We start from the raw sequence: 10,857 nt of genomic DNA, 5'->3' as shown, positions 1-10,857 counted from the left end.
ATATCGAGCGCGTTGATGAACTGGTCGGCGCTGTCGATGCCGGCATTGACAGCACCGGCCGCCACCTCGCCGGAGAGCTGGGAAAGCCCCGCCGCCGTCAGGCCGCCGAACACCAGCGGAACGCTACCATTGGTGTCGAAGGCGTTGATGATGGCGTCACCGACGGCTTGCTGGTTGCCGGAAAGCCCCGCGCCTGGCGGCGGAATGAACGCCAGCGACAGATCGAGATAGGCGTGCGTTTTGTCGTAGCTCAAATCCGCCGTGAAACCGGACGGCAGGTTGGTGTTGACCAGCGAGCCAAAGGGCCCATCGACACTGGCTGCGGTCAATATGGTGTATTGCTTGGCGACATAGCCGCCATTGGCGTAGACGGCATTCACCGTCGCGCCGCCGAGCGTCGCCGTGCCGGTGACGTTGGCGAACGACGAGGTCGCGGGATTGAGCTGCACCAGATATTGCGCACCGGACTGGAACGCGAGATCGCCCGATATCGTCATCGACGTGCCCGGCGTACCATTGCCTGGCGCCAGCATGCCGCCGGACGCGATGGTCACGGTGTTGGGAGGATCGACAAGGCCGGTGCCGGTCAGGGTGCCGCCGGCGTTCACGGTCACGCTCGATGAGTTGGTGATCGCGCCATCGACCTCCAACACGCCGCCGTCGATCGTGGTCGCGCCGGTATAGGTGTTGGTGCCGGAGAGAACGAGCGTGCCGGTGCCGGTCTTGGTCAGCGAGCCGCCGGCGCCGCCAGAGAAACCACCGTCCTGGATCACGCCGGAAAAAATGGTCGAGAGATTGTTGCCGCCGACCGCGAAATCCTTCGCGCCGAGAAAGACACTGCCGTCACCTTCGATCGAACCGACTGTGGTGCCGCCGGTCGTGAGCCCTGAAATATCCAGCAACCCGCTGCCGTTCAGGATGAAGCGGGCAGTCCCGCCGCTGGCACTCTCGGCTATATAGGTCTGGCCGCCGCTGTTGGTGATGATGCTGGCGCTACCGGCCGTGCTGGTGCTGGTGAAGGCGAGGCCGCCATTGTTGGTGATGTGGGCGCCGCCGGCCGTGCTGGTGTCGAAGAAGGCGAGGCCGCCATCGTTGGTGATGTGGGCGCTGCCGGCGCTTGTTGCGTTGAAGAAGCTCGTCGCGCCGTTGTTGGCGATCGAAGTGATGCCTGTCGTGTCCGCATTGACGATTTCGAAAATGGCATTGTTGACCACGGCGCCGACGATTTTGCCGGTATTGCCGGTGTCGCCGAGCTGCAGGCTGCCGGCTGAGATCGTCGTGCCGCCGGTGTAGGCGCTGGTCCCGGTAAGGATTGTGATGCCGGTGCCATTTTGCGCAACAGAACCGGTTCCCGAGATCGCACCGGCGAAGGTGTAGGCGTCAGACCGGTTGAACGCCAGCAGGCCGTTGTCGACAACGTCGCCGACGATCGACCCGCCGGCCCCGCCATTGCCGAGCTGCAGCGTTCCGCCATTGATTGCCGTGCCGCCGGTATAGGTGCTGGCCCCGGTAAGGATCGTGGTGCCGGTGCCGTTTTGCGCAACAGAACCGGTTCCCGAGATCGCGCCGGCGAAGGTGGAGGCGTCAGACCGGTTGAACGCCAGCAGGCCGTTGTCGAGCACGTCGCCGACAATCAATCCGCCGGCCCCGCCATTGCCAAGCTGCAGTGCGGCCCCGGCATCGATCGTGGTGCCGCCGGTATAGGCGTTGGTGCCCGAAAGTGTCGTGGTGCCGCTAACCACATCGAGCGCGCCGGTCCCCGTGATGGCGCCGGCGAAGTTGCTCGCCCCCCTCAGGCCCAGTGTCGCACCGCCGGTTGCGACCGTGCCGCTGCCAAGCAGCGTGTTCACGCGTGTGTTGAAGCCGTTGATGTCGAGCGTGGCGCCGCCATTGATCGTCGTCGAGGCTCCGGCATCAAGCAAGCCGCCCAAGGCGGAACTGCCGCCGCGCAAGGTGCCGCCGACCACTTCAAAGGTCTGGGTGAAAAGAGCGCCGGTGAACGTTCCCGCTGCCGGCGCGAACACCACGGTGCCCGTGTCCGTTACGGAACCGAACTTGATGCCCGAGCCGTTGCCGATGGCAAAATCCGGCGTATTCAGCGTCAGTGTCTGTCCCGCCGCCGCGCCAAACGTCGCGGTCACGCCATCGTTTATCGCGACCTTGTTGGTCAATGTCGCGGTGGCATCCGCCCCGAGCGTGCCGTTGCCGGTGAAGGTCACATTGCCGGTTCCGAGCGCCCCGCCGGCGCCGATGCGCAGCGCGCCGGCAGCGATCGTCGTCCCGCCCGAATAGGTGTTGGCACCGGTGAGGGTCGTCGTGCCGGCGCCGTTTTGCGCGAGCGTGCCGGTGCCGGTGATGGTGCCGGCGAAGGTATAGCTGTCCGACCGGTTGAAGATCAGCGTCCCATTGTCGGTGACGTCGCCGAGGATCGAACCGCCGGCGCCGCCATTGCCGAGTTGCAGTGCACCGGCTGCGATCGTCGTCCCGCCCGAATAGGTGTTGGTACCGGTGAGAATCGTCGTGCCGGTGCCGTTTTGCGAAACTGTGCCGGTGCCGGTAATAGTGCCGGCGAACGTATAGCTGTCCGACCGGTTGAAGATCAGCGCCCCATTATCGCTGACGTCGCCGAGGATCGACCCGCCCGCGCCGCCGTTGCCGAGCTGCAGTGTCCCCGGGGTGTCGATCGTGGTGCCGCCGGTGTAGGTGTTGGCGCCCGTGAGTATCTGCGTGCCCCAAAACACGCGGAGCGCGCCGGCTCCGGTGATGGCGCCAGCGAAGTTGCTCCCTCCGCTCAGGTTCAGTGTGGCACCCCCGGTTGTGATCGTGCCGCCGCCGAAGAGAGTGTTCACGCTGGTATTGAAGCCGTTTAGGTCGAGCGTGGCGCCGCTGTCGACCGTCGTCGAGACTCCGTCGGCGAGGAATCCGGTGCTAAATGCGAGACTACCCACGCGTAAGGTGCCGCCGGCCACCTCATAGGTATTGCTAAAAAGTTGGCCGAAGCCCACCGACGTCGGCGCGAACACCACCGTGCCGGTGTCCGTCGCGGAGCCGATCTTCATGCCCGCGCTGCCGCCGATGCCAAGAGAGCCATCCAGCGTCAGCGTCTTTCCCGCCGCCGCGCCGAACGTCGCGGTCACGCCATCGTTTATCACGATGTCGTTCGCCAACGTCGCCGTGGCATCCGCGCCGAGCGTGCCGCTGCCGGTGAAGGTCACATCGCCGGTTCCGAGCGCCCCGCTGGCGCCGATACGCAGCGCGCCGGCAGCGATATTGGTTCCGCCGGTGTAGGTGTTGGTGTGATTGAGAACGACAGAACCGGGACCCGCCACGGTCAGTGCGCCGGTGCCAGTGACCAGGCCGTCGACCGTCAGATGTGCCGCGGAGCTGGCAGTGGTGACCGTCGTATTGGAATTCAGTTGCAGTATTGCCGTGGTCGCAAAGTCGGCTGCGAAATTGATGCTCTGCACATTGATCGCCGCCGACCCTGAACTGACCTCCATGATCAGTGTGCCCGATTGCAAGTTATAACCGCTGTTGGCGATGGAACTATCGAGGTTTAGCGTACCGACCGTGTACGGACCGCCGGTCAGTACAGCGGCGTAGTTCCAGTTGGGAACGACCGCGTTGAAAGTCGCGGTTGCGCCGACCGCATTGGGAACCGTGGCGGAAGTCCAGTTCGCCGAATCGCCCCAGTTTCCATTGGTGGTAGTCCAGGTACTGTCGGCTGCCGCCGGCAGTGAGGCCGTCAGCACAGCCGCCATGGAGGTTGTGGCAAGAAGAACTTTCGCACGGCCCGATCGACGAGCCGCGCCCGGAAATGTCACGCCAGACATGCCTTGCCCTCACGAAATGACCGTCGCGCGCCCTATCGGCACAACAACATCGGCAAGGTGCGCCGACTGCAACGACCCAAGGCGTGTCTCATCATGATTATGAAGGCTTTGAACGAGAATCCGTGCGCCACCAGCAATAGAGAGGCCAACCATGATGGAGGGCAAGAGTTGTCCCCGCCCCATTCTGCTTTTCATCAAGCATGTTGCCTGCAGGCAACAGTCACCGGAAGGTAACTAAAGCTTACGCACCATGAATATTAGCGTCCGCTGTTGAAAGCCGGACAGTTTCGTTGAAAGCTGGATGGTTTCGGGTAGAATTTTCGGTGAGTTTTGACGATCGAGGCACCATGAAGAAAGAAGACTTGGAAAAACTCCTCGGCAATGGCAGCGACGACTTCGAACTGTTCCCGATAGAAGACTACCTTCATGCTGTAGCGACCGAGCGGCAGGTGCCGGATCTCGCAATCGGGCTGTGCACGATCAGGATCGAAGAATCCGGTTCCGCGTTGCGCGCGGTCCTTGCAAGGGCGGCTGATGGTGCGGCTTTGTCGGACGACGAGCAGATGCTGCTCTTCAGAGGCCTGTACATTCTAGGCGCCGCTCGGGATAGCCAAGCGTGCCAGCCCTTGCTGCGCCTGCTGCGGCGCCCGGCAAACGAAGTGGATCGTCTGCTTGGTGACGTTATCACCGAAAGCCTCTCGCAAATCGCCGCGGGCGTATTCGATGGCGATGCAGAGGCGCTGTTCGGCGTCATCGCCGATCGCTCTGTCGACGAATTCATCCGCGAAGCGCTGTTCGGGGCTGCAACCTTTCTGACCTGGGATGGCCGCATCGAACAGAACCGGATGCGCCTCTTCCTACGGCAATTCCACGTTGACAGACTGGCTGACGACCAGGCTTGGGTCGGTTGGCTCGATTCGATCGCCATGCTGGGGTGGCGCGACCTGGCGCCACTCGTCTACGCCGCCTGGGATGAAGGCCGCATTCCCTCATGGGTTCTTGAACGCCGACATTTCGAAGAGGACCTGCGGGCGGCTGAGCAGGCGCCGAACGACATCGCGCGGTTGAAGCGCAACAATCTCGGCTATATCGACGATGTCCTTGAAGCGTTCGATTGGTGCCGCCATGGGGAAGAAGATGACAACCACGAAAACGAGGACTGGCAGCCGCCTTTGCCGCTGGCGTGGGCGAGCCCGACGGAACCGGTGGTCAATCCCTGGCGCGATGTCGGGCGCAACGATCCGTGCCCCTGTGGCAGCGGCCTGAAATTCAAAAAATGCTGCCTGGATGGCCCGCTGTAGACTGAGCGCGACGTGCCGACCGCTTCAGCTCAATTCGGATTAATGCCCGGCAATCGCTGCGAGAAAAATCTCCCCGAACTCCTTGAGCTTCGCCGCTCCCACGCCATTCACTTCGGCGAAGGCGTCGAGGTCGGAAGGGCGGCGTTCAGCCATGTCGATCAGCGTGCGGTCGGAGAACACCACATAGGCCGGCACCTGGCGCTCTTTCGCCAACCGCAGCCGCAGGGATTTGAGCGTGGCCAGCAATGATGCGTCGATGCCCTCGGCGTTCATACCAGAACCCTCGGCCGCTCGCATCTTGCGCAAGGCGCGGCCGCGCACCTCGACACGGTAGTGGAAGGCGATCTCGCCGCGGCCAAGCGCGTGACCCTTTTCGGCGATGGCGAGACCGCCATGGCCGCTTGGATCCGGCTCCAGGAAACCGCCGGCGACAAGCTGGCGGATCAACGACAGCCAGAAATCCCTTTTGTGCGCCAGTCCGCTGCCGAACCCGGCCAGCCTTTGGTGACCCCGGGCGAGGATTTTCTCGGTCTCATGGCCGAGCAGGATGTCGATCACATGGGCGGCGCCGAAGCGCTCGCCGCTCTGCGCGACAGCCGCCAGGATGATACGCGCCTCCGCGCCGCCATCGGCGCGCGGCACCTGGTCGAGGCAGTTGTCGCAATTGCCGCAAGGCTGCGCCTCTTCGCCGAAATAGCCAAGCAGCACCTGGCGCCGGCACTGCGCCGTCTCGCAATAGCCGATCAGCGTGTCGAGCCGGCGATGCGCCCGCTTCTTGTGCTCGACCGATGCGTCCTCGTCGTCGATGAAAAGCCGCCGCATGCGGATATCGCCAAGCCCATAAAGCATGTGCGCCTCGGCATTGCGTCCATCACGGCCGGCGCGGCCGATCTCCTGATAATAGGCCTCCAGGCTGCCCGGCATGTCGGTATGGAAGACATAGGCGACATCAGGCTTGTCGATGCCCATGCCGAAGGCGATGGTCGCCACCATGACGACGCCGGAGAGCGTCATGAAAGCGTTTTGATTGGCCTCACGCGCGTCCTTGCTCATGCCGGCATGATAGGCAAGCGCGGTGACGCCGTTCTTCTCGAGAAAGGCCGCCATCTCTTCGGTCTTCTTGCGCGACAGGCAGTAGACGATGCCGCTCTTGCCAGCGTGGCGCTCGATGAAACGCAGCAACTGCCGCTTGCTGTCCTGCTTGGACTCGATCGCCAGCTTGATGTTCGGCCGGTCGAAACCCAGCACCAGGGTTTCGACACGCTCGGCGAACAGCCGGGCGGCGATGTCGGTGCGCGTCGCCTCGTCCGCCGTCGCCGTCACCGCAATAATCGGCGCGTCGGGAAATATGTGCCGGAGGCGCGACAGGTCTTCATATTCGGGCCGGAACGCCGGTCCCCACTGCGATATGCAATGCGCCTCGTCGACCGCGATCAGGCTGACGTCGAGCCTCGCGAGCGCCTCGAGCATGCGCTCGGTCATCAGCCGCTCCGGCGCCAGATAAAGCAGCCGCGTCTGGCCGGAAGCGACACGGCGCCAGGCGGCGACATTGGCCTCGCGATCAAGCGAGGAATTGATCGTGTCGGCCGCCACTCCGGCCAGCCGCAAGGCCGCGACCTGGTCCTGCATCAGCGCCACCAGCGGCGAAACGACGAGGGTGAGACCGCCCAGGACCAGCGCCGGAACCTGGTAGCAGAGCGACTTGCCCGCCCCCGTCGGCATCACGGCCAGCACATGGCGCCTGCTGAGCAGCGCGTCCATGACATCGGCCTGGCCCGGACGGAAATCGTCGAAACCGAACACGTCCTTTAGAACGCGCCGCTTGGGATCCTCGACGGCAATGCTCGCTGCCTGTGCCGGCATCAGACGGACACCGGGGCGGAAGCGATTTTTCGTGGATTGGAGAGGAAGTGGAAACCGATCAAGAGACTCTCCGCGCAGGCACCTTGCCTTAGCGCAGCTGTCATCGGACCACAACCGATACAAGCCCGCACCGGGATCGCCTGGCGGTGGGAACGCCGAAGCCAGCCGACCGATGTGCGTGCCTGGCGAGCGCCTTCCCCTACGGCATCCTCACCCCGCTGGATTCCTCCGCGCTGCGATGTAAGCTTGGCCAGGCGAGCCAGGGAGGGCACGATGCTGCAGGTGAGACAGGATGCTCTCGGCGAGCGGCTCCAGTTGCAGCGCGCGGCCTTCGAGGCGCAGCCCTTTCCGGAGCTTGCCGTGCGAAAGGATCGCCTGAAACGCCTGCTGGCGCTGACCGAGCGGCACGAAGCCGACATCTGCGCAGCGATCGACGCCGACTTTGGCGGCCGCTCGGCGCATGAGACCCGTCTTGCCGAGCTCTTTGTCGTGCGCGCCGGTATCCGCCATGCGCTGTCCCATCTGAAGGGCTGGATGCGGGAGCGTCGTGTCGCCACCACCTTGCCGTTCCTGCCGGGCAAGAACCGCCTGCTGCCGCAGCCGCTTGGTGTCGTCGGCATCGTCTCGCCCTGGAACTATCCCTTCCAGCTCGCCGTCGCGCCGGTTACCGCAGCCCTTGCCGCCGGCAACCGCGTCCTGGTCAAGCCTTCCGAATTGACACCCGCTTTCTCGGAGCTGCTGGCCAGACTGACCGGTGAACATTTCGCCCCGGACGAGCTCAGCGTCATCACTGGCGATGCCGAAATGGGCAAGGCCTTCGTGTCGATGCCGTTCGATCATCTGCTGTTCACCGGCTCGACCGCGGTCGGCCGCCAGGTGGCGATCGCGGCCGCCGCCAATCTGACCCCGGTCACGCTCGAACTCGGCGGCAAGTCTCCGGCAATCTTCGATCCCTCCTGCGACCTCGATGCGGCAGCAGCCAGCATCGCCTACGGCAAGCTGCTCAATGCCGGGCAGACCTGCATCGCACCGGACTATTTGCTGGTGCCCAAGGGACAGGCAGGCACGGTCGCAGCCAAGCTCGCAACAGCGGTCGCGAAGCTCTATCCGAGCCTGCGCGACAACCCCGACTATACCGCCATCATCAGCGACCGGCATTACCAGCGCCTGCGCGTCATGATCGCGGAAGCTCGCGACGCCGGCGCCAAGGTCACCGAAATCAATCCGGCCGGCGAAGAATTCGGCACCGCGAGCCGGAAGCTTCCGCCGACCCTGGTCAGCAATGCCGGCCCGGACCTGCGCCTGATGCGCGAAGAGATTTTCGGGCCGGTGCTGCCGATCGTCGAATACGCCACCGTCGACGAGGCGATCGACCATGTGAACCGGGCGGATCGGCCCCTGGCGCTCTACTGGTTCGGGCGCGACAGCGGCAACCGCCAGCGCATCCTGCGCGAGACCGTCGCCGGCGGCGTCACCATCAACGACTGCATGCTGCACCTGGTGCAGGAGAACCAGCCCTTCGGCGGTGTCGGCGCCAGCGGCATGGGCGCCTATCACGGGCAATGGGGGTTCCGCACCTTCAGCAAGGACAAGCCGGTTTTCCTGCAGTCGCGCTTGAGCGCCGGCGCCCTGCTGCGCCCGCCCTACGGCAAGACCTTCGAGCGGCTTTTCGGCCTGCTCAGGCACATCACCTGAGCGGACGCAGCCATCGGCGTTAAGCTTATCTTCACCATCATCCGGCAGGTTTCCGATCCTGCGGTGATGTTTTGAGTACCGCGGCGCCACAAGCGCCCAGGCAACAAACCCGCGCCTCCCAAGGCGCGGGTTTTCATCTTCGGAAGTGGTCGCGAAACCGGAGGCTTGTGCTCAGGCGAGAAAATCAGCCCGGTGCGGCGTAAAACTGTCGACCAGCCGCCCCGCTTCCAGCGCCTTGACGCCATGCAGCAGACCGGACGGCACGATGAAGCTGCCGCCGGCCGCGAGGATTTCGGTCCGGCCGTCGATGGTCACCTCGAAGCGACCTTCGGCGACGTAGCTTGCCTGGACATGCGGGTGTGAGTGCAAGGCGCCGACACCGCCCGCGTCGAAACCGAATTCGACCAGCATCAGTTCGTCGGTGTGCAGGAGAACACGCCGCCTGTTGCCGTCAGGCGTCGCCGTCCAGGCACTGTCACCGGCATGAGCGAAAATCTTCGTCATCGTTGTTCTCCTCATCGCGCCAGCCAGCCGCCATCCACTGGCACCACGGCGCCATGCATGTAGTTCGACGCCGGCGCCAGCAGGAAGACGGCGGCATCGCCAATGTCTCCGGCTTGGCCCCACCGGCCGGCCGGGATGCGGCCCAATATGGCGGCACTACGGTCGGGATCGGCACGCAGCGCTTGCGTATTGTTGGTCTCGATATAGCCCGGCGCGATGGCGTTGACGTTGATGCCCTTCGATGCCCATTCGCAGGCGAGCAGCCGGGTGATACCGAGCACGCCATGTTTGGAGGCGGTATAGGACGCGACGCGGATGCCGCCCTGGAAACTCAGCACCGAGGCGATGTTGACGATCTTACCTTGGCCTCCACGGGCAAGGACACGCCGGGCAAAGGACTGGCAGAGCAGGAAGACCGTCTTCAAATTGACGTCCATGACGTCGTCCCAGTCGCTCTCGCTGAGATCGACGGCATCGGCGCGCCGGATGATCCCCGCATTGTTGACCAGCCCGTCGAGCGGCCCGCTCTCGTCCCACACCTTGTCAAGCAAGGGCCCGGCGGCGGACGTGTCGGCAAGGTCGGCGCTCACCGCCTCGAACCGGCCACCGACGGCCGCGACCTTGCTCGCCGTGTCATCCATGGAAGAACGGCCGACACCAACCACCACGCCGCCGGCGCGTGCGATCGAAATCGCGATGCCCTGGCCGATGCCAGTGTTGGCGCCGGTGACGAGAATGCGTTTGCCGGCCAGGCTGAAGGCGGAGAAATCGCTCACCGCAACTCGTCCATCGCCACCGGATCGACATCGGTGTAGTCGACATTGTCGCCGGCCATCGCCCAGATGAAGGCATAGTTCGACGTGCCGGCGCCTGAATGGATCGACCATCCAGGCGACAGCACCGCTTCCTCGTTACGCATCACGATATGGCGCGTTTCATCCGGCTCGCCCATGAAGTGGAAGACGCGGGCCGTCTGCGGCAAGTCAAAGTAGAGATAGGCCTCCATGCGCCGGTCATGCACATGGCACGGCATGGTGTTCCAGATCGAGCCTGGCGCCAGCTGCGTCATGCCGACGACAAGCTGGCAGGTTTTCGCACCGTTGGCATGGATGAACTGGAAGATCGAGCGCTCGTTGCAGGCTTCCTTGCCGCCGAGGTCAAGACGCTTGGCGTCGTCGAGGCGGATCAGCCGGCTGGGATGAGCCTGATGTGCCGGCGCGCTGAGCAGATAGAACTTGGCCGGCTCACTGGAATTTGCCGAGGCAAACGACACCTGCTGCGTGCCCATGCCGAGATACAGCATGTCGCGCGCCTGCAATTCGAACGATTGGCCGTCGGCTGTCACGCTGCCGGCACCCCCGATGTTGACGGCGATCAGCTCACGCCGGTCGAGAAAGTTTTTCGTCCCCGTCGGCTTGATCGCTTCCAGCGGCAAGGGCACTCCGGTCGGCACGGCGCCGCCGACGATCATGCGGTCGTAATGGGTGTAGGTCAGGCTGACGCGGCCGAGCTGGAACAGGTTTTCGATATGGAAATTGTGCCGAAGCTCATCGGTTCCCATTGCCGCGGCCGCAACCGGATCGATGGCGAAGCGCGAGGTGAAGTCGGTATGGCTCTGGCTCATTTTGTCCTGGCTCGAGATGGGCAGTCCTGACTCGGGA

At 64.1% G+C, this 10,857-nt stretch carries 7 protein-coding genes; 2 read left to right on the top strand and 5 right to left on the bottom strand.

Translation table 11 applies throughout. From position 1 onward, the window contains the following. The coding region (locus tag JT360_RS27140; protein ID WP_214475545.1) for a beta strand repeat-containing protein at positions 1-3,833 on the bottom strand (3,833 nt) is incomplete at its 3' end. Between the two features lie 347 nt (positions 3,834-4,180). On the opposite strand from JT360_RS27140, the gene JT360_RS27135 reads away from it, so the two are divergent. Next, positions 4,181-5,134 (top strand): DUF1186 domain-containing protein, encoded by a 954-nt coding sequence (locus JT360_RS27135; RefSeq protein WP_214475543.1) that lies wholly within the window; start codon positions 4,181-4,183, stop codon positions 5,132-5,134. Positions 5,135-5,173: 39 nt separating this feature from the next. On the opposite strand, the gene recQ is transcribed toward JT360_RS27135, so the two are convergent. Further along, on the bottom strand, positions 5,174-6,997 hold the full coding sequence (gene recQ, locus JT360_RS27130; RefSeq protein ID WP_214475541.1) for a DNA helicase RecQ: 1,824 nt from the start codon (positions 6,995-6,997) through the stop codon (positions 5,174-5,176). A gap of 273 nt (positions 6,998-7,270) precedes the next feature. Here recQ and JT360_RS27125 point away from each other — a divergent pair, with 273 nt between their 5' ends. Next, positions 7,271-8,692 carry a coniferyl aldehyde dehydrogenase gene (locus JT360_RS27125; RefSeq protein WP_214475540.1) on the top strand — a complete coding sequence of 474 codons (1,422 nt, stop codon included), beginning with the start codon at positions 7,271-7,273 and terminating at the stop codon, positions 8,690-8,692. A gap of 171 nt (positions 8,693-8,863) precedes the next feature. Here the strand turns inward: JT360_RS27125 and JT360_RS27120 are convergent, their stop codons facing one another. From JT360_RS27120 to kduI, 3 genes are read right to left on the bottom strand one after another with little or no spacing between them, the layout of a single operon-like run. Beyond that, the gene (locus tag JT360_RS27120) at positions 8,864-9,196 is read right to left on the bottom strand and encodes a cupin domain-containing protein (protein WP_214475538.1); all 333 of its coding nucleotides are present in this window, start codon (positions 9,194-9,196) and stop codon (positions 8,864-8,866) included. Between the two features lie 11 nt (positions 9,197-9,207). After that, positions 9,208-9,972 carry a 2-dehydro-3-deoxy-D-gluconate 5-dehydrogenase KduD gene (kduD, locus tag JT360_RS27115; protein WP_214475536.1) on the bottom strand — a complete coding sequence of 255 codons (765 nt, stop codon included), beginning with the start codon at positions 9,970-9,972 and terminating at the stop codon, positions 9,208-9,210. Continuing rightward, positions 9,969-10,820, bottom strand: coding sequence for a 5-dehydro-4-deoxy-D-glucuronate isomerase (gene kduI / locus JT360_RS27110; protein WP_214475535.1), 852 nt, complete (start codon positions 10,818-10,820; stop codon positions 9,969-9,971). The genes kduD and kduI overlap by 4 nt, the downstream gene beginning before the upstream one ends. Positions 10,821-10,857 lie beyond the last annotated feature (37 nt).

Source organism: Mesorhizobium sp. dw_380 (assembly GCF_018588885.1).
Classification (GTDB): domain Bacteria; phylum Pseudomonadota; class Alphaproteobacteria; order Rhizobiales; family Rhizobiaceae; genus Mesorhizobium.
This window is presented reverse-complemented; position numbering and strand designations above follow the sequence as displayed.

What these genes read in the sequence shown, in the direction of transcription:
- JT360_RS27120 (WP_214475538.1), bottom strand. Translation starts at nt 9,196, where the DNA reads ATGACGAAGATTTTCGCTCATGCCGGTGACAGTGCCTGGACGGCGACG.
- JT360_RS27125 (WP_214475540.1), top strand. Translation starts at nt 7,271, where the DNA reads ATGCTGCAGGTGAGACAGGATGCTCTCGGCGAGCGGCTCCAGTTGCAG.
- kduI (WP_214475535.1), bottom strand. Translation starts at nt 10,820, where the DNA reads ATGAGCCAGAGCCATACCGACTTCACCTCGCGCTTCGCCATCGATCCG.
- recQ (WP_214475541.1), bottom strand. Translation starts at nt 6,997, where the DNA reads ATGCCGGCACAGGCAGCGAGCATTGCCGTCGAGGATCCCAAGCGGCGC.
- JT360_RS27135 (WP_214475543.1), top strand. Translation starts at nt 4,181, where the DNA reads ATGAAGAAAGAAGACTTGGAAAAACTCCTCGGCAATGGCAGCGACGAC.